We start from the raw sequence: 18,013 nt of genomic DNA on the forward strand, positions 1-18,013 counted from the left end.
ATGACCAAGACCTCCTGCGAGCGTTGCTGTTGTCCTGGTCCGATGCGCTGGCTAAATGCTGGCGGCGATCTCGCTCAGCGACCGCCTCGAGTTTGTCCACTTCGAGCACTTCTTTGGCTTGCTTCGACATCCGAGCAAGCTGCCCACGGTCGTTGCCGACGTTTATGACCTCATGCGTAACAATCAGATGGTGTTCGGTGTCCACCGCGACCTGGACATTGTAGCCGACGACACCCGATCCGCGTCCGCTGGTGGCCATCGAACGGGCATCCGGGTCGGTCAGCGATATCTGTTGATCCGGCGTGTTGCGCATCTGCGCATCAAGCACTTCCAGGCGGCTCATCTCCTGCTTCAGCCGAGCGATCTTTTTCTTGATCCTCGTCGTCTTGATGCTGATCGCTTCCGATGGCTCCTGCCGATCGGCGCTATCGAGTTGGCGCAGATACCGCAGATGAATTCTTGCGTTACCTTCAGGACCTCGCTGATGGGGCGCCGGATTCAGTCAAAGCCTGTGCTAGTCGCATTTATGGAATTTTGTAAGTCGTTAAGATTCAATCGTACCAATCTTTTCGGTCACGCGGCAGCACGCGACCACGCGCGTAGCCTGGCGAAGCAAGCTCCTCTAGCCGCCGCTCAAGAAATTCGTTGGCAACGATCAAGGCTTTGACAGCTTCACGCGCGTCTCCGCCGCAAGCTTCTATCGCCTGATCGGCCGCGGCTTCGAGGTGGTCGGAATCGGGCTGGCTCGAAGCGGAAACAGGCATCCGAGGAGTGTACCAGTTTTGTTCATGTTCGCAATATGTTCTTATGAGAGGTGGGGCGCTGGCCTATTTCCGAGCGCAGTGATCTGCCTCACGGCACGTTGCGCGGTGGGGCATCTAGTCTCCTCAACCTAACGAGGCGGGTGGTCGCTTCGTTGAACAACAGGAGACAGAGACATGGAACGCGAAATCAATCTGCTTTCGTGCGACGAACTGGAAATGATTTCGGGCGGGGAACCGAATCTTCTCCTCCAGATCCATATTCCTGGGTTTGATTTCAAGTACTATGATAACGGGTCAGGAATAGGCTATTCGTGGGGGCATGTGTGCGCCACCAACGGATCAAGCATAAGATGCGATTAGCAGATAAATGGGCGCTGAAAGAGGCCGCCTCAGTTGGCGGCCTCTTTCACTTAAAGACGACTGATTTATCCGCGCGCAAAACAAAGGCCCCGGTACTCGCGATAGCCGGGGCCTTATCCGCGAGTGGGGGTTGAGAGCATCCCACCCGTCCCCGGACAGCCTGAGGCTAGCCGTCGTCTCCTAATTTCAGGTTATGAATGCTGCGTGGTCGAAGGACGAGAGGGTGTTGGCGCGAAGAATCTGCGTCTTACTACGGATTGCGCGTCTGTCTACGAGCGGTTCATCGTTTGCTTTTTTCATGGCAACTGGATTGCGCCATATGAGCGTGAAGGCGATGCTGGCCAAACTTCTTGAAAGCGAGCTTGCCGCACGTGGCGTGAATTCGCTCGCTCCATCTGATTGCGAAGAAATTGTAGAGCGGCTGATCGAACGGCTAACCGATTTGGAGCTAAGTCTGGCGGCCAACAAAATCAACGGCGAGTCGTGACCTGATGTCGGCATCCAACTCGCGAGCATTTGCAGGAAATACAACTAACGGATAAATGACGAAAATTTGTGCGCCAATGCTGTGAATTGCTTCACAGCGACTTGGCAGACCAAACCTAAAATGGTGTGGCGCAACGAAGCGCCATTTCAGACAGGGAATTTGGTCATGGCAATTGCACACACCATTCCGTCTTCTGTTCGCAGCCACGATGGCTTGATTATTCTCGGCTACATCGCATTCGCAGGAGTTCTACTCGCCGCAATCTATTTTGCATCGGGCGGTCCAAGCTTCAGTGATGCCGATCTGTCAGTAATGGCGATGGTGCCGTGATACGATTGGCAGCGTGGACCGTTTTCAGCGCGCTTGTCTTGTCCCTCGCTATCTGGGCTCTAGTCGGCCCGCCAGAGGCCGACGCGACAAGCGTGCTTCCGGTCATTGCAAGATTGCGCTGAGCAGGGGTCGCGACGCTGTAGCGAGGTTCTTACGTACCAAAGTGCACAGTCGATCCGAAGGATTCATCTGCCGGTAGGAACGACGGCGGCGCTCGTCCTGTTGGGCGGTTGGTGCGCTAGTGTATTCGAGTTGGCGCGCTCGCGGCGCCGGCGTCCCCGTTCCTCTGCCCCTCGCGGCGCTGGGGGCCGTCGCGCTTACTTGGTGACGATATAAACGATGTCCCCCTGCGCGTTCATCACGCAAGCGCGTGTTGCCTTCTTACGCTCGGCTAGAAGGGTGTGCGCTGTCTTGCGCGCTGCGAGTGGGTTGTTGGCCCAAACGGTCGTTCGGTGAATAAGCCACTCTGAACCGTCTAAGGCAGTCCCGTAGATTTCGACCGTGAACGTCATTGACGTGAACGGGCCCATGCTGAACTGGTTCCCGGGCCAAGTCAGGAGCGCGCGATCTGTCTCGGCAGGGATGGCAATCGTGTCGACCCTCCGACAGGGCAAGCAGCGATACGCGTAGGGCTGCAACTCTATTTGACCCTTCGTCGAAATTGACAAGTTCATTCGGCTTCGTGCAAGCCGAGAGGGCTGGGGGTGCAGATGGGATGGATTGCGAATTGGCTTCGCCTGCCGGATGTCGGAGTGAGGCCACGGAAAGGCGCGCAGGTAGACCTGCTACGCTCTCCAAGCGCGGCGGCCGATGGCTAAAGCACAATCTTTTTCGTTTCCCAGGTGCGGTGTGGTCTCGCAAGCGCGGCTGCTTAGAATTGGCAGAGGGCGACGTGATCGCGCTTCATCTTGTCGTCGAGCGGCTGCGGGAAGCTGGGGTACGAGTGCGGTTCGACGGACGCCTGCGACGCTGGGACGGTGCGTCACCTGTTTGGACGTTGCTTGTGCGGGGAAAGCGCTAACGAAGAAGAAAGGGCCGCCTGATCGGACGACCCTTTCCGCTGGTCAAAATGATCGGTCTTAAATCCAGCCCCGGGTGAAATACGTTTAAGGATGAAATCTCGCTCCCGGACGTACGGATTGAAGCGGCAGATTGTTTCAGGATGATTTCGTCGCACATTAAATCGTTGTTCCGTCAGAGGAACACACGTCGGTGTGGCGATTTTAGCACGCCGCTGAATTACTAGCTGTACGGCATTGCTCTCGATTCCAGACTCAGACTTCTTTTGGTTGGGGTCGGAATTGGGGGGACTCGCGTGCACGGCGAAGCCGGATGCATCGTTTGCTGCCGAGCCAGAGCGCTGATTGCGCTTTTTCCGATGATCGTGTCCCGTTGCGTGGTGTAGCTGGCGTCGGGGCACCGCATTCACCGGCAGGAGCCGGGCAGGTCAGCTGGCGATCGCCGGAAGGCTGACGGTTGGATCATCGCTCAATGGCGCGATGGTTTCCAGTGTCATGTAGCGGGCTCGCTGGACGGCCCATTCATCGTTCTGCTCGAGCAGGATCGCGCCGATCAGTCGCACGATCGCATCTTCATTGGGGAAGATGCCGACCACCTCGGTCCGCCGCTTGATCTCGCCGTTGAGGCGCTCGATTGGGTTAGTCGAGTGCAGCTTGGTTCGATGCTGCGGCGGGAAGGTCATATAAGCGAGCACATCGGTCTCGGCCTCATCGAGGAAGCTGGCAAGCTTGGGCAGCTTGGGGCGGAGCTGATCGGCGACCTTCCGCCATTGCGCCCGGGCCGCCTCGGCATCGTCCTGGGCAAAGGCCGTGGCGATGAAGGCTGAGACGACGCGTCGTCCGCTCTTGCCGGCATGGGCCAATGCGTTGCGCATGAAGTGCACGCGGCAGCGTTGCCAGCTGGCATTGAGCACCTTGGCGACGGTGGCCTTGATGCCCTCATGGGCGTCGGAGACGACCAGCTTGACGCCGCGCAGGCCGCGGCGGGCGAGCTTGCGCAGGAACGCGGTCCAGAACGTCTCGGCTTCGGACGGGCCGATATCCATGCCGAGAACCTCGCGCCGGCCGTCACTGTTGACGCCGACGGCGACGATCACTGCGACCGAGACGATGCGGCCATTCTGCCGCACCTTCACGTAGGTTGCATCGATCCACAGATAGGGCCAGTCGCCCTCGATCGGACGGGCGAGGAAGGCCTTCACCTTGTCGTCGATCTCGCCGCACAGCCGGCTGACCTGGCTCTTGGAGATGCCGGTCATGCCCATCGCCTGCACCAGGTCGTCCACCGAGCGGGTCGAGACGCCCTGCACATAGGCTTCCTGCACCACGGCGGTGAGCGCCTTCTCGGCCATGCGGCGCGGCTCCAGGAAGCCCGGGAAATAGGAGCCCTTGCGCAGCTTGGGGATGCGAAGCTCGACCGTGCCGGCCCGGGTCTCCCAGATCCGGTCGCGGTAACCGTTGCGCTGGGCCAGACGCTCGGGGTTCTTCTCGCCGTAAGCCGCCCCGGTCTGGCCTTCGACTTCCAGCTCCATCAGGCGCTGGGCAGCAAAGCCAATCATCTCGCGCAAGAGATCGGCATCAGGGGTCTTCTCCACGAGCGTGCGCAGGTTCATCATGTCGTCGGTCATCGGTGGTTCCTCGGTTGCGTTGGCGTGTCGCAACCCGATCCTACCGGAGAACTGCCGGTGACCACCGCAAAGCCGCCCGCCCGCTACGGCGCTATTTGGGGGCGCGCGTCCGGGCGGCTTTGCTCTACCCAGCTACACCACCCTCGGGGACACGACCTTTTCCGATGGCTGAAGGATGCGAGCTAAAGCTCTATGAATGTGCTGGCTGTGCTAGCAGCATGTGGCTAATCACTAGAGCATCGACGCCGAAGCGCGCGAGAGCAGAAGTGCAGTTCACGACAATCGACGCTGCGTTCGAGGCAGCGGCCTTCCAAGTACGCAGAAATCCTACCGCGCTGGTATAGGGATCGTGTCGACCCTCAGGCAGGGCAAGCAGCGGTAGGCATACACAGCCGGCAAACCTGCAATCTTTGGGAGTGTCGCAAGGTACTCCATGGGCCGCCTGCATTGCCTGCAAATGAGAATAGGAGGATCGGCCCGCCTCATTCAAATGCCCTTAAAAAGCGGGCACCTTAAGGTTTTGGAATTCCGAGCGCACCTCCGGTCGAATACTGCCGATTATCGAAAATTGGCAGCATCTGCGGGGTCCGGGCTTTGCGCTCTGCGCATAGTAACGATGAGTTAGCTTGAACGTGGAACGTGAGAGAGTGCAGGCGCGTTCTGCTGGCCCCATCCTGCTGAACGCACCTTCTGGAAATGAAGCCCTAGCTCTGGCCGGAGCTAGGGTTTTTCCGTTTTCGGTTTGGCGTGGTGTCTCGGGACAGGCCGTCCTGCAGGCGATCACTTCTTCTTCGGGTTCTTGATACCGGCTGGCACATAAGCCTTCGGCGGCCACTTCCGAAACTCAACGCCTGTCTCTGTGAAGACGACACCCGCTGCGGCTAGCTCGCTCATTAGAACCAACAGCGTCGCTTCATGCGGCTCGCGCTTGCCAGTTTCAAGATCGGCTAGCGTGCTGCGATGTATCTTGCAGCCTTTGGATAGGTAATCCTGCGACCAACCAAGCAACCCGCGCGCGGCCCTAATCTGCGCTGCCAACAGGGAGAAATCTCGCTCAACCATTATTTCTGCGGACACATTGAAATCCGACCAATCGTCGGATAATGAATCGGACGATTATTGGAGAAAATATGCAGCCAAATCAATTGCCGACACCGGCCAATAACAATGTTTCTCCGGCCTTTTTGTTTGCCGGGAGCGCCGTCTTAGATGCTCACCTGGAAACCGCGTTGGATCAGTTCGTAATTGCGCTCGCCCGCAACCAAGCCCGTATCGACCACCTTCAGGCAATGAGCGCAGCCGATGACAACACGATCCACTAAGCGGGCCGCGATCTACTCGCGTTATTCGTCTGACTTGCAAAACGATAGGTCTATCGAAGACCAAATTGCTGTCTGCGAAAAGTTTGCAGCGAAGCAGGGCTGGAAGGTCGTAGGAAACTTCTATGATCGCGCCGCGTCGGGTGCTTCGATTTTTGGTCGGCCCCAGTTCGCAAAGATGGTCAGTGAAGCGCACGCAGGATCGTTCGATATTATCCTATCGGAAGACCTAGACAGACTGTCGCGTAGCCAGTCGGATATTGCACAGCTATTCGAAGATATGAATTTCGCGGAAGTGGAGATTCATACGATGGCTGACGGTCTGATCAATGAAATGCACATTGGTGTCAAAGGCACCATGAGCGCCTTGTTCTTGAAGGGGCTTGCTCAGAAGGTTAGGCGCGGACTCGGTGGCGTAGTTCGTCAGGGGCGTAGTGCGGGCGGCGATCTATACGGCTACACACCACGAAAGGGCGAAGCCGGCGTTCTCGATATCAATCCGGAGACCTCCGCAATCGTGCAGCGCATCTTCGAAGAATACGCTGCCGGTTCGTCGCCGCGCGCCATAGCTGCAGGGCTGAATGCGGACAACATTCCCGCGCCTCGTGGCGGTAAGTGGAACGCTTCCACGATCAACGGCAACACCGCGCGCGGGCAGGGCTTACTTCTAAACGAGCGGTACGTGGGTCGTGTGGTTTGGAACAAGAGGCGGTCGATTAAAGACCCAAAAACCGCGCGACGCGTGACCCGAACCAATCCTGAAAGCGAGTGGGTTGTTCAGGAGGTGCATGCGTTGCGCATCCTTGACGACGAACTGTTCGACGCGGTCCGAGCACGACGCCTTGAGGCTGGAACGCCTGCCTCTCGCAGGCGGCCTAAGTCTACCCGCCTTCTGTCTGGTTTGCTCTGCTGCGGTGCCTGCGGTTCCGGCATGTCGTTGATGGGCCATGACCGCTCCGGCCCGCGCGTCCAATGCACGCGCCATCGGGAAAGCGGTTCCTGCGACAACGGCACGCGGTACTATGTCGAGAAAATCGAGGGGCTTGTTCTTACCCGGCTGAAAGCGCAGATCGACAACCCCAAGCAAATGGGCAAGTTTGTCGAAGCCTATCTCGCCGAGAGGAGGGCGCTATCCGCGAGCGCGCGCCGCGATAGGACAAAGATCACGGCGCAGATTGTGGGCTGTCAGAAGGCAATCGACAACTTGATTGCCGCCGTCGAGAAGGGGCTCCTCGGAATGGAGGAAATTGCTTCTCGGCTGGAGCCTCAACGCGCTGAGAAGGCGCGGTTAGAGCGGGAGTTGGCAACGGCAGACGAGAAGATCGTTTCGGTAGACCTGCATCCCACTGCCGTGGCTCGCTTTAGGCAGAATTTGGAGCAAATCGCCGGTGCTGGGGATCGCGCAGACCCTCAAATCGCGGCCAGCTTTCGGGAGCTAGTTGAAAGCGTCGTGGTGCTGCCCAGAAAGCCCGGTGAGCCTTACACAGTGGAAACCCGTGGCCGGCTGGCAGCATTGATTGGGGCGCCCGTTGGGCGCCCTGAGGCCGTGCAGGCGGCCTTAACTATGGGGGGCAGATCGGCCCGCATAGGTAAGTCCGTTGTGTCGGCTAAACCAATGGTGCCGGCTGAGGGGATTGAACCCCCGACCTTCGGTTTACAAAACCGCTGCTCTACCGCTGAGCTAAGCCGGCGACGCGCTTGAGGAAGCGGGCAGGGGCCAGCATGTGCCGGGCCGCCCGTCCGCGCGTCGCAATACCAGACTTGTTTGCCAAGTGCCAGAACCCGCGGCGGCGATTTACCCGGCATGAAACAGGCGGCCCCTCGGCCGCCTGAACCATTTCGCCTGACATCGGGCCTTACTGGCAGAGGTGCTGCCGGCCGTCATCGCCCTTGAACCAGGTGCCGGGTCTGCACACGATGCCGTTGCGGGCGGCATAAGCGTTCCAGTCGCCGTACCAGGCAGGTCCGCCGCGGTCGTAGCTCGCGTAGGAATTGCCCCAGCCCTGGAACGGGGCGCTGGCGACCGCTGCCGCGGTACCGACGGCAGCGCCGGCCACTGCATCCGCGGCGTCGAGCGGCGCGAATCCCGATTGTGTTCCATCATTCGGATTCATCTGCCGATGCGCCATGTGCCGGCGGCGATAGGCGCGGTCATTGGCGGGATGGCCTGGACCGAGATTCTGGCAGCTGGGATCCTGGAAGAGACCTGCGCAGCGGGCCGCATTGTCAGCCGCGGTTTGCGCGAGGGCTGGCGTCGCCAGCGCAGACGCGACGATTGCGGCCAAGCCAACTAGCTTCAGGCTCGTCATGGCACTTCCTCCACGTTTGTTGAGATCAGTGCTAAGTACGACCTGCGGTAGTCGTTCCGCACCTTCTTCGCAGCTGGGGTCACATCGACGTGAGCGCGCCCAGGATGTGAAGTCTATGCCGCGCAACTGCAGGCACATCGGCGCCGGGATGGCGTGTCCCGTTAACACTTCGCTAGTGCGCGTCACGGCATTTGAGCAGTGCGAGATCCTTACGCGTTAGGCTTACCTGAATTTGGTCAGCTGTCCTTAACCCTCTCTGCGTCGCGATCGGATAGTTTGCGGGCCGGATAACCGGGACTCTTTCATGCGCGCATCCGCGCTCGCAATCTTTCTGATCGGACTGCCCGCGACGGCCTTTGCCGGCGGCGGCTTCGACATCGTCGTGCCCGGCCGTCCCGGCGTGCCCATCATCATCAACAATATCGATGCGTCCTACGCCGTGGTCGAAGGTGTCTGGGGCCTGGGCAAGAACGTCCAGGTGCAGCCCACGATCTATGGCGGGGTGTACGTCCCGGAACGGCAGCCCTCCGACGTCGGCCATTATTATCCGAGCCTGGGCCTGCAGCCCGGCTACGGCCGCCTCGAGGTCGAGCCGCCCGCGAACCGCAAATTGCCAAAGCCCGCGGAGAACTACCACCAGAGCTGGGGCGCATCGTCGGCGCCGCTGCCGCCACAGATGGATGTGCCGGTCAACCCGCCGCCGGTGATCCTCGCGCCGGAGATCAACGACCAGCCGCGACCACCACGGCCACGGCCGCGTACAGGAATGCCCGGCAGGCCGCCGGGTTAAGAAACGTCAGACAACAAGACGGAAATCAACAGGAGAGAGTAATGCGTCAGATGATTTCAGGACTGGTCGCGGCAGCTGCCGTGATGTTTGTGGGCGCTGCGCCCGCGATGGCCTGCGGCTTCAACCCGTGCCAGCCGGTTGCCCCGGTCTATTCCGGCTGCAACACCGGTTGCGGCGGTTATGGCTACGGCGCCGGCTATGGTTATGGCTATGAGCGCCTCGCCGAGCCGACCTCGCAGTATTACTACGTCAACCAGGGCCCGACCTACACCGGTCCGGGTGCCTTCGCGCCGACCCCGACCTACCAGGAAGACGCGGTCGTCGCGCCCGCCAATTATGGCTACGGCTATGGCTATCGCGCGGCTGCCGTTGCGCCGTACGCCTATCATCACCGCCCGTACTACCGTCCGTATCGCTACGGCTACGGCCCGCGCTACGGCTATCTGCCGCGCCCGCATTACGGCTACGGTCGGCGCTATGGCTACGCCCATCGCTACGCGCCGTACTATGGCGGCCATCGCGTGCTGCGCCGCTATTACTGATCTCTGATCGGCTGAGCCAACGAAGCGCCCGTTCGCGTGGATGCGGACGGGCGCTTTGCTTTTTAGGGCTTCATCAGCCCCAGCCTGACAGCACCGACATAAAGCGAAAGCACGGCGGCATTCGAGACGTTGAGGCTCTTGATCTCGCCGGGCATGTCGAGCCGTGCCACGACGCTGCAGGTCTCACGCGTCAATTGCCTGAGGCCCTTGCCCTCGGCGCCGAGCACCAGGGCGAGCGGCTCGCGCAAGGTCACGTCAGAGAGATCCGCGCTGCCCTCGCTGTCGAGGCCGACGGTCTGGAAGCCGCGCTCGTTCAGGGCGGTCAGCGCACGGGCGAGGTTTTGCACCGTGACCATGGGCACCAGCTCCAGCGCGCCGGAGGCGGCCTTGGCGAGCACGCCGGTTGCTTCCGGACTGTGACGCGCGGTCGTGACGATCGCCTTCACCGCGAACGCCGCGGCCGAGCGCAGGATGGCGCCGACATTGTGCGGATCGGTGATCTGGTCGAGCACCAGCACCATGCCTTCCTGCTTCAAAGTCTCGATGTCGGGCGAGGGCAGGGGATCGGCCTCGGCGAGCAGCCCCTGATGCACGGCATCGGGCGAGAGCAGGCGGTCGATCTCCTGGGGACGGACGATCTCGGGCGCGATCCGGGTTTGGATGTTTTCATCGGCCAGGCGCCGTGCGGCGTTCTCGGTCAGCGTCAGCTTGCGGATCCGCCGCTGCGGGTTTGCGAGCGCCATGGTGACGGTGTGCCAGCCGTAGAGAATGACGGGCCTATCGGGGTGCGAATCGCGCTCGCGCCAGGCCGGCCGGCCAGCCGATTTTCCTGTTCTGTTGAAGGGCTTAGCCCCGCCACGGGGCCCCCTCGGGGCAATCTTTTTGTCCTTCATGGGCTCGCTTGTGTCACGGGTGCCGGAATATGGCAATTTGGGTGCCTTCAAGGGCGATTTTAGCTGTTCGCCTCGGTTGACTTTGCCCCACCGCATCGCCCATAAACGCGCCCGGTCGCGCCCCCATCCGGGCTGTCGCGGCCTTCACGTTCCATGGCCGTCTTCGGTCCGCCGGCAAGGTCCGGCCCGATTGTGCTGCCGTCGAGCGGGGGAGTGTCCCGAGTGGCAAAGGGAGCTGACTGTAAATCAGCCGCCTCATGGCTTCGCAGGTTCGAGTCCTGCCTCCCCCACCAGCCTTCGCTCGCTTCGCGAGCTACGGCTCGGCAGGCCAGCCCAGATGCTCGTCGCGAAGCTAGCGAAGGCTGCCGCGCCGTAGCCCGAAGGGCGCAGGCGGGCTGTGTACCGGCTCATTCTACCCTTCGTTGCGATCCGTCGACGCTCCATGCGAGCTCGGTATAGAGCGGAAGCGCACCGACCGGCGCGAAGCCGAGACGCAGATAGAGCCGCAGTGCCGCGGGGTTGCTGGATGCGACCTTGAGGCGGATCTCGCGGTTTGTCTGTCGCGCTTCCTCCATGAGGGACTGCAGGATCGCCGTGCCGATGCCGCGGCCGCGCATCTCTGGCACGATCGCCCAATCGACGATCGCGATATGATGACCAGCACGATCGGTGACCAGCCGTGTTCTCTGAACTGCGGCGGTACCAGGCCTATGCCGAGGCGCAGGCTGCACTCGGACGCATCTATGCGACGCTGGGCGTCGATCCGGTGCCGAGCGCGGCCGCTTCCTATGACGTCATCGAGCTGTCCAGGGAGATCAGGCGCGGCATGCTGGAATGGCAGCGCGGCCAGATCGCTGAGCCGGTGGCGGATGCAGGGCAGGGCGCCGCGCCGTCCGACGTTGCCAGCACGGCAACCGCCAAGACTGCAACGACCAAGCCGGAAACCGCCAAGCCGGAAGCGGTGAAGTCAGAAACGGTCAAGTCGGAGACCGCCAAGACCGTTCCGCCGAGCGCCGCGCCATCCAGCGTCGCCACCGCCACCACGGCTGCACCTCCGGCGTCCGATCAGAAGACCGGCGTCAACTGAGCAGGGGCGATGCCGGCGCATGAGCAGAAATGCGGGGCAGATCGAGCAGTCAATCTGCCCACGCGACGCCGCGGCGTGAAGCGCCGCTTTGCTCGGCTCGCTGCACTGGCGGTCCTCCTCGGCGTCTCGGCACCAGGCGCGCGTGCCCAGGCTCTGCCTGATGGCCCGGATGCTGCCGTGCTGGAATCGGGCCAGGAAATTCGCGCCCAGCTCACGCCGCGCCAATACACCACGCTATCGAGCGAGATGGCGGCGCGGATCGATCGCATCGCGACCCGGGTCGGCGAGCGCTTCAAAAAGGGCGATGTTCTCGTGGCTTTTGACTGTGCCGCCCAGAAGGCGCAGCTGGCGCATGCCCAGGCGGTGCTGACCCAGGCTGAGAAAACCTTCGTCATCAACCAGCGGCTGATGCAGCTGAAGTCGACCGGCCAGCTCGAGCTCGATATCGCGGCCGCGGAGGTCGAGAAGGCCAAGGCCGATCGCTCCGCCGCCGAAGCCGCGGTGGCCAAATGCACCATCATCGCACCCTTCGACGGCATTGCTGTGGACCAGAAGGCGCGCGAATTCCAGTACACCAATGCCGGCCAACCTCTGCTCGACATCCTCGATGACCACGGCCTCGAGGTCGAATTGATCGCGCCGTCGCGCTGGCTCGCCTGGCTCAAGCCCGGCATGGCTTTCAAGGTCGAAATCCACGAGACCGAGAAATCCTATACCGCAAAGGTGACGAGGCTCAGCGGGCGGGTCGACCCCGTCAGCCAGACCATCAAGGTGATCGGCGAGATCTCGCAGACCGCGCCGGAACTGATGGCCGGCATGAGCGGCCGTGCGGTGATCGCCCCACCGAGCGGGCAGTGAGGCGCGGCAAACATTTGCCGTTCGCTCGCTGTTACGCCGAATATCGGCCGTTCTCTTCCTATCTTGCGTGCTCTTCGCGCTCGTGGATCACGTTGGCGCGCCCGACCAGGAGATCGTCGACCATTCCGATCCGCTTGGTGTCCTTGCCGGCATAGGGCATCGCATGCAGCACGTAGCGCATCGCATTGAGCCGCGCGCGCTTCTTGTCGTCGGACTTGATGACGATCCACGGGCAGTCCGCCGTGTCTGTGTGGAAGAACATGCCTTCCTTGGCCCGCGTGTAGTCGTCCCATTTGTCGAGCGAGGCGAGATCGATCGGCGACAGCTTCCACTGCTTCAGCGGATGGCCCTCACGCTCCTTGAAGCGGCGCCGCTGCTCCTCGCGGCTGACGGAGAACCAGAACTTGATGAGATGCAGGCCGCTGCGAACGAGGTTGCGTTCGAATTCCGGAACCTGGCGCAGGAATTCATCGTATTCCGTCGGCGAGCAGAAGCTCATGACGCGCTCGACGCCAGCACGATTGTACCAGCTGCGGTCAAACAGCACGATCTCGCCGGCGGTCGGCAGATGCTGCACATAGCGCTGGAAATACCATTGCCCGCGTTCGACATCGCTTGGCTTTTCCAGGGCCACGACGCGGGCGCCGCGCGGGTTGAGATGCTCCATGAAACGCTTGATTGCGCCGCCTTTACCGGCCGCGTCGCGGCCCTCGAACAGAAGAACGAGGCGTTGCCTGCTCTCTTTCATCCAATTTTGCAGCTTCAACAACTCTGTCTGAAGAACGAACTTCTGCTCTTCGTAGTCGCGGCGGTACATCCGGGACTTGTAAGGGTAGCCGCCAAACCGCCAGTCGTCGGCCAACTCGTCGCTGGTGGTCCGCTTGGCACGCTTGGCTTCCTTGCCAACCAGAAGCGCCTGCAGATGCTTCGCATCGTCGGGCGCCGCGCCCGTGAGAATGGCTTGTACCGGCTCGCTATCCGGTCCGAGGGCCGGCGGCCCCGTCAAGACGCTGTCGAGTGCGGCCATCTCGGCCTGCAATGCGCCGGCGGATGATTGCTCGGCGAAGGAGCGCTCGATCGGAGTAAGCTCGATCGCTTGCGTCCGCGCGGCCGCTGATTTGGCCCGCCGGACCGGCTTGACGTCATTCTTTCGAGCGCGAGCCTGCCGGGACTGCCGGGGAAGAGATGTCATTCGTCTGCCTGCCCTGAGATGCGCCGGAATCCGCTTCTACCCGGAAATCGCCCGCATGCGGCTTGACGTGGATCAAACGGGAGCTTCAGGCGAGCATCTCCCTGACCATCGGCACCACCTTCCGCCCGTAAAGCTCGATGCCCTTCATCAGCTTTTCGTGCGGCAGCGGCCCCGCCGAATATTTCAGCTGAAACCGCGCAATGCCGAGCGCCTTGGCCGTCTTCGCGATCTTGCGCGCCACCGTTTCCGGTGAGCCCACATAGAGCGAGCCGTGCTCGGCCTCGCTGACGAACTCGTCGCGACCCATCGGCGGCCAGCCGCGCTCGCGGCCGATGCGGTCGCGCATCGCCTTGTAGTCGGGCCACAGCTCCTCGCGCGCCTGCTCATCCGTTTCGGCGACATAGCCGGGCGAATGGACGCCGATCGACTGCGCCGGACGGCCGAACTCCTTGAAGGCACGGTGATAGAGATCGACGTAAGGCGCGAAGCGCTCTGGATCGCCGCCGATGATGGCGAGCATCAGGGGCAGATCGTAATGCGCGGCGCGCACCACCGATTTCGGACTGCCGCCGACGCCGATCCAGGTTTTGAGCTGGCCGTTCTCGACCGGCGGATAGACCAGCTGCTCCTTCAGCGGCGGGCGCAGCTTGCCTTGCCACGTCACCGGATTCTGCGCCAGCAATGCGGCGAACAGATCGAGTTTTTCCTCGAACAGCTCTTGGTATTTGCGCAGGTCGAAGCCAAACAGCGGGAAGGACTCCGTGAACGAGCCGCGGCCGAGGATGACCTCGGCGCGTCCATTGGAAAGTGCATCCAGCGTCGCAAAGCGCTGGAACACGCGGATCGGATCGTCCGAGCTCAGCACCGTTACCGCTGAGCCGAGATGAATGCGCTTGGTGCGCGAGGCGACCGCCGCGAGCACGGTCTCCGGCGAGGAGATCGCAAAATCAGAACGGTGGTGTTCGCCGAGGCCGATGAAGTCGAGGCCGAGCTCGTCGGCCAGCACTGCCTCGTCGACGACGTTGCGGATCACCTGCGCATGCGGAAGCATGTTGCCGGTGGCGTCCTTGGTGACGTCGCCAAAGGTATCCATTCCGAATTCGAGCGGTGCGGTCATCGATCAGGTCTCTGTGGGGAGGATCGACCAGATTTAATTGATAGCCGCGACGTCACAAGGCTGCATTCCGGAAATGCTCGGTTTCCGTTTGTGCGTCTATTTCGAGATGCGCACGACCATCTTGCCGAGCGCCCCGCGTGTCTGCATCGTCCTGAACGCCTCGCGAAAGTCTTCCAGCGAGAAGACGCGGCCGACGACGGGCTTCAGCTTGCCGTCGGCGAGCCAGCCGGTCAGCTGCGCCATCAGGCGCTTCTGCACATCGGGCTCGCGTGTGGGGATCTGCGCGAGGTCGACACCCAGCAGGGCGCCGCCCTTCAGCAGCGGCAGATTGAACGGCAGCGCGGGGATCGCACCGCCGGCAAAGCCGACCACCAGGTGGCGCCCGCGCCAGGCGATCGAGCGAAAGGCCTGCACCGAGATGTCGCCGCCGACGGGGTCAAAGATCACGTCGGCGCCATGTCCTGACGTCAATTCTTTCAGCGTGTCGCGCCAGCCGGCCTGCGTGTAGTCGATGACAGCATCGGCACCGTGCGCCAGTGCGAATTCGCGCTTCTCCGGCGTCGACGCCGCTGCGATCACGCGAGCGCCGAGCAGCTTGCCGATCTGCACCGCCGCGATGCCGGTGCCGCCCGCTGCCCCCAGCACGAGTAGCTGCTCACCCGCGACGATTGTGGCGCGCGCACTCAGCGCATAGAGCGCCGTCAGATAATTGGCGCGAAACGAGGCGGCGACCTCGGCGGCAACGCCGTCCGGCAGAGGATAGACCGCCGACGGGTCGACGACGATTTCCTCGGCAAGTGCGCCCGACCGCGTCATTCCCACCACGCGCATGCCGGGCTGAAAGCCGCCAGGCCTGCCCGGAGCCTCGGCCACGACCCCAGCGAATTCAGTCCCGGGAGTGAAGGGCAGTGGATCCTTGGTCTGATAGCGTCCCTCGATCTTCAAGCCGTCGACAAAGCCGATTCCGGCTGCTTCCACCCGAATGCGCAGCTGCCCGGGCTCCATGATCGGGTACGGGATGTCCTTCAGCTCGATTTGATCGATGGGCGCGTATTGCTCGACGACGACAGCTTTCATCTCGGACCTCAGTTGTTCCAGTCATCCTAGCAGATCCCGAGACCAGCCTCTTGCGTCTACCGCCACATCCCCCGCATCCGCGCCCCGATGTCAATCTTCGGCCCCTGTGATCCGGTGCGCGCGGCTCCCGCAGCGGCCTTCGGCCAGGCGGTACGCTCGAACAGATAGACGAGCTGCTCCGGGATGAAGCGGGTGCGCGAGGCGTAGACATGACGATCGCCCTTGGCGGCCTGGCCGTGCACGAAGAAGCGCTGCGGCACGACGAGATGCAGATCATCCTTGGCGCGGGTCATCGCGACATAGAGCAGGCGGCGCTCTTCTTCCAGCTCGGCGCTGGTGCCGGCGCCGAGATCGGAGGGCATGCAGCCGTCGACGACGTTGAGCACGTACACCGACTTCCATTCCTGGCCCTTCGCTGAGTGAATCGTGGAGAGGATCAGATAGTCCTCATCGCGGAGCGGAGGTCCGGATTTGTCGCTGGTCGCGTCAGGCGGATCGAGCGTGAGCTCGGTCAGGAATTTCTCGCGCGAGGAATAGCCGCTCGCGATCTGCTCGAGCTGCATCAGATCGGCGCGTCGTGTCTCGGAATCCTCGTGGATGCGATCGAGATGCGGTTCATACCAGAGCCGCACGCGCTCGAGATCCACAGGCCATTCCGAGTAGCGCAAATTCTCGACCGTGCGGACGAAGCTGGTCCAGTCATCGCCGGTGCGCGCCGGCACCGGGAGATGGGCGAGCGCGTGCAGCGGGTCCATACTCTCCGCCATCTGGTCGAGCACGCGCTGCGCGGTGGCTGGGCCGATGCCCGGCAATAGATGCAGGATGCGAAAACCGGCGACGCGGTCGCGCGGATTTTCGGCGAAACGCAGCAAGGCCAGCACGTCCTTGACATGCGCGGCGTCGAGGAATTTCAGCCCGCCGAACTTCACGAACGGAATGTTGCGGCGGGTCAGCTCGATTTCGAGCGGGCCGGAGTGCGAGGACGTCCGGAACAGTACCGCCTGGTGCTTGAGCAACGCACCTTGCTCGCGGTTCGCCAGCACCTGCTCGACGATATAGCGCGCCTGGTCGGCCTCGTCATGGACGGTGACGAGCTGCGGCTTTTGCGTGGAGGTGCGGTCGGTCCAGAGGTTCTTGGTGAAGCGCTCGCGCGCGAGGCCAATAACGCCGTTTGCCGCCGCCAGCACGGGTTGCGTCGAGCGGTAGTTGCGGTCGAGCGTGATCATTTCCGCGCGCGGCGAGAAGCTCTGCGGAAAGTCCAGGATGTTGCGCACGGTCGCAGCGCGGAAGGAGTAGATCGACTGCGCATCGTCCCCGACGACGGTGAGCCCGCGGCCGTCAGGCTTGAGCGCCAGAAGGATCGAGGATTGCAGGCGATTGGTGTCCTGATATTCGTCGACCAGCACATGATCGAAGCGGCCGCCGATCTCGTCGGTGATCAGCGCATCGCTCATCATCTGCGACCAATAGAGCAGGAGGTCGTCGTAATCGAGCACGTGCTGCGCCTGCTTGGCCTCGACGTAAGCGGCGAACAGCCCCTTCAATTCGGCCGCCCAGCCCGCGCACCAGGGATAATGCTGACCGAGCACTTTCTCGATCTCCATCTCGGCATTGACGCAGCGCGAGTAGATCGACAAGCATGTGCCCTTGGCCGGGAAGCGGCTCTCGGTCTTCGACAATCCACGCTCGTGCCGGACCAGGTTCATAAGGTCCGCGGAATCCTCGCGGTCGTGGATGGTGAAGGCGGGATCGACGCCGATGCGCTCGGCATATTCGCGCAAGAGCCGCGCGCCGATGCCGTGGAAGGTGCCGGCCCAGGTCAGCGCGTCGCGCATGATCGCGGCATTGTTCTCGCCCAGCACTTTTCGGGTGATGCGCTCGACGCGTCCGGCCATCTCGGCCGCGGCGCGGCGGGAGAACGTCATCAGTAGGATACGGCGGGGATCGGCGCCGGCGACGATCAGATGCGCGACACGATGGGCGAGCGTATTGGTCTTGCCGGAACCGGCGCCGGCAATGACGAGCAGGGGTGCGCCCACGGTCGCGCCATCGGCCACGCCATGCTCTACGGCGCGGCGCTGCTCCGCATTGAGCGTGTCCAGATATGACGTCACGAATCGCCCCGATGAAGTGGTCAGAATCAACGATCCCCCGCCGAATCGCAATGCGGCTGGACGCCAGTCGCCTGAGGATTTAGGGGAGAGGGCAGCTCAAGTTCCAGTCCGGACGGATTGCAGACGC

Annotated in this window: 16 protein-coding genes, 2 tRNA genes and 2 pseudogenes; 9 read left to right on the forward strand and 11 right to left on the reverse strand. The window is 62.2% G+C overall.

The genetic code is table 11. From position 1 onward, the window contains the following. Positions 1-70: 70 nt before the first annotated feature. Positions 71-448 (reverse strand): annotated as a pseudogene (locus tag L6639_RS10385) (IS5/IS1182 family transposase); the annotation flags it as partial. A gap of 995 nt (positions 449-1,443) precedes the next feature. Here L6639_RS10385 and L6639_RS10395 point away from each other — a divergent pair. Continuing rightward, on the forward strand, positions 1,444-1,611 hold the full coding sequence (locus tag L6639_RS10395) for a hypothetical protein (RefSeq protein ID WP_237861325.1): 168 nt from the start codon (positions 1,444-1,446) through the stop codon (positions 1,609-1,611). 165 nt (positions 1,612-1,776) lie between these two features. Continuing rightward, positions 1,777-1,941: a hypothetical protein gene (locus tag L6639_RS10400; RefSeq protein ID WP_237861326.1), complete on the forward strand. Its 165-nt coding sequence runs from the start codon at positions 1,777-1,779 to the stop codon at positions 1,939-1,941. A 1,447-nt stretch (positions 1,942-3,388) separates the two neighbouring features. Here the strand turns inward: L6639_RS10400 and L6639_RS10405 are convergent. After that, complete coding sequence (locus tag L6639_RS10405; protein WP_237861327.1) at positions 3,389-4,588, reverse strand: IS256 family transposase; 1,200 nt, start codon at positions 4,586-4,588, stop codon at positions 3,389-3,391. A gap of 780 nt (positions 4,589-5,368) precedes the next feature. Then, positions 5,369-5,665 carry a helix-turn-helix domain-containing protein gene (locus L6639_RS10410; protein WP_237861328.1) on the reverse strand — a complete coding sequence of 99 codons (297 nt, stop codon included), beginning with the start codon at positions 5,663-5,665 and terminating at the stop codon, positions 5,369-5,371. Between the two features lie 53 nt (positions 5,666-5,718). Between L6639_RS10410 and L6639_RS10415 the strand changes: the two genes are divergently transcribed. Both L6639_RS10415 and L6639_RS43450 read left to right on the forward strand, forming a co-directional pair. Beyond that, complete coding sequence (locus L6639_RS10415) at positions 5,719-5,910, forward strand: hypothetical protein (protein ID WP_237861330.1); 192 nt, start codon at positions 5,719-5,721, stop codon at positions 5,908-5,910. Next, positions 5,891-6,958: pseudogene (locus L6639_RS43450) on the forward strand (recombinase family protein); the annotation flags it as partial. The gene L6639_RS10415 and the pseudogene L6639_RS43450, both read left to right, overlap by 20 nt. Before the next feature lie 565 nt (positions 6,959-7,523). Here the strand turns inward: L6639_RS43450 and L6639_RS10420 are convergent. Then, positions 7,524-7,598: transfer RNA gene (locus L6639_RS10420), tRNA-Thr, on the reverse strand. Between the two features lie 165 nt (positions 7,599-7,763). Then, complete coding sequence (locus L6639_RS10425) at positions 7,764-8,216, reverse strand: hypothetical protein (RefSeq protein WP_237861332.1); 453 nt, start codon at positions 8,214-8,216, stop codon at positions 7,764-7,766. Positions 8,217-8,520: 304 nt separating this feature from the next. Here L6639_RS10425 and L6639_RS10430 point away from each other — a divergent pair, with 304 nt between their 5' ends. Together L6639_RS10430 and L6639_RS10435 are read left to right on the forward strand one after the other, a co-directional pair. After that, entirely contained in the window at positions 8,521-9,006 is a 486-nt protein-coding gene (locus L6639_RS10430; protein WP_237861333.1) for a hypothetical protein, read from the forward strand. A gap of 41 nt (positions 9,007-9,047) precedes the next feature. Next, complete coding sequence (locus tag L6639_RS10435; protein ID WP_237861334.1) at positions 9,048-9,548, forward strand: hypothetical protein; 501 nt, start codon at positions 9,048-9,050, stop codon at positions 9,546-9,548. Between the two features lie 62 nt (positions 9,549-9,610). Here the strand turns inward: L6639_RS10435 and rlmB are convergent, their stop codons facing one another. Then, on the reverse strand, positions 9,611-10,441 hold the full coding sequence (rlmB, locus tag L6639_RS10440; protein WP_237861335.1) for a 23S rRNA (guanosine(2251)-2'-O)-methyltransferase RlmB: 831 nt from the start codon (positions 10,439-10,441) through the stop codon (positions 9,611-9,613). Positions 10,442-10,648: 207 nt separating this feature from the next. Between rlmB and L6639_RS10445 the strand changes: the two genes are divergently transcribed. Further along, a tRNA-Tyr gene (locus tag L6639_RS10445) sits at positions 10,649-10,734 on the forward strand. 114 nt (positions 10,735-10,848) lie between these two features. On the opposite strand, the gene L6639_RS10450 is transcribed toward L6639_RS10445, so the two are convergent. Next, positions 10,849-11,172, reverse strand: a complete 324-nt coding sequence (locus L6639_RS10450) for a GNAT family N-acetyltransferase (protein WP_271605984.1) — start codon at positions 11,170-11,172, stop codon at positions 10,849-10,851. On the opposite strand from L6639_RS10450, the gene L6639_RS10455 reads away from it, so the two are divergent. Both L6639_RS10455 and L6639_RS10460 read left to right on the forward strand, forming a co-directional pair. Beyond that, entirely contained in the window at positions 11,121-11,528 is a 408-nt protein-coding gene (locus tag L6639_RS10455) for a hypothetical protein (protein ID WP_237861336.1), read from the forward strand. The genes L6639_RS10450 and L6639_RS10455 overlap by 52 nt on opposite strands. Positions 11,529-11,603: 75 nt before the next feature. Next, on the forward strand, positions 11,604-12,386 hold the full coding sequence (locus tag L6639_RS10460; protein ID WP_237861337.1) for an efflux RND transporter periplasmic adaptor subunit: 783 nt from the start codon (positions 11,604-11,606) through the stop codon (positions 12,384-12,386). A gap of 58 nt (positions 12,387-12,444) precedes the next feature. Here L6639_RS10460 and ppk2 read toward each other — a convergent pair whose 3' ends face one another. The 4 genes from ppk2 to L6639_RS10480 all read right to left on the reverse strand — a co-directional run bounded on the left by ppk2 (position 12,445) and on the right by L6639_RS10480 (position 17,886). Further along, positions 12,445-13,578, reverse strand: a complete 1,134-nt coding sequence (gene ppk2, locus L6639_RS10465; protein ID WP_237861338.1) for a polyphosphate kinase 2 — start codon at positions 13,576-13,578, stop codon at positions 12,445-12,447. Positions 13,579-13,663: 85 nt separating this feature from the next. Continuing rightward, entirely contained in the window at positions 13,664-14,695 is a 1,032-nt protein-coding gene (locus tag L6639_RS10470) for an LLM class flavin-dependent oxidoreductase (protein ID WP_237861339.1), read from the reverse strand. Positions 14,696-14,791: 96 nt separating this feature from the next. Beyond that, positions 14,792-15,772, reverse strand: a complete 981-nt coding sequence (locus tag L6639_RS10475) for an NADPH:quinone oxidoreductase family protein (protein WP_237861341.1) — start codon at positions 15,770-15,772, stop codon at positions 14,792-14,794. 56 nt (positions 15,773-15,828) lie between these two features. Continuing rightward, the gene (locus L6639_RS10480) at positions 15,829-17,886 is read right to left on the reverse strand and encodes an ATP-dependent helicase (protein ID WP_237861342.1); all 2,058 of its coding nucleotides are present in this window, start codon (positions 17,884-17,886) and stop codon (positions 15,829-15,831) included. Between the last annotated feature and the right edge of the window lie 127 nt (positions 17,887-18,013).

Origin of the sequence: Bradyrhizobium zhengyangense, assembly GCF_022012555.1 — a bacterium.
GTDB lineage: Bacteria > Pseudomonadota > Alphaproteobacteria > Rhizobiales > Xanthobacteraceae > Bradyrhizobium > Bradyrhizobium zhengyangense.

Bases quoted from the DNA above. Each gene is read 5' to 3' on its own strand.
- L6639_RS10405 (WP_237861327.1), bottom strand. From the start codon at position 4,588: ATGACCGACGACATGATGAACCTGCGCACGCTCGTGGAGAAGACCCCT.
- L6639_RS10475 (WP_237861341.1), bottom strand. From the start codon at position 15,772: ATGAAAGCTGTCGTCGTCGAGCAATACGCGCCCATCGATCAAATCGAG.
- L6639_RS10430 (WP_237861333.1), top strand. From the start codon at position 8,521: ATGCGCGCATCCGCGCTCGCAATCTTTCTGATCGGACTGCCCGCGACG.
- L6639_RS10425 (WP_237861332.1), bottom strand. From the start codon at position 8,216: ATGACGAGCCTGAAGCTAGTTGGCTTGGCCGCAATCGTCGCGTCTGCG.
- L6639_RS10435 (WP_237861334.1), top strand. From the start codon at position 9,048: ATGCGTCAGATGATTTCAGGACTGGTCGCGGCAGCTGCCGTGATGTTT.
- L6639_RS10415 (WP_237861330.1), top strand. From the start codon at position 5,719: ATGCAGCCAAATCAATTGCCGACACCGGCCAATAACAATGTTTCTCCG.
- L6639_RS10400 (WP_237861326.1), top strand. From the start codon at position 1,777: ATGGCAATTGCACACACCATTCCGTCTTCTGTTCGCAGCCACGATGGC.
- L6639_RS10395 (WP_237861325.1), top strand. From the start codon at position 1,444: ATGAGCGTGAAGGCGATGCTGGCCAAACTTCTTGAAAGCGAGCTTGCC.
- ppk2 (WP_237861338.1), bottom strand. From the start codon at position 13,578: ATGACATCTCTTCCCCGGCAGTCCCGGCAGGCTCGCGCTCGAAAGAAT.
- L6639_RS10470 (WP_237861339.1), bottom strand. From the start codon at position 14,695: ATGACCGCACCGCTCGAATTCGGAATGGATACCTTTGGCGACGTCACC.
- rlmB (WP_237861335.1), bottom strand. From the start codon at position 10,441: ATGAAGGACAAAAAGATTGCCCCGAGGGGGCCCCGTGGCGGGGCTAAG.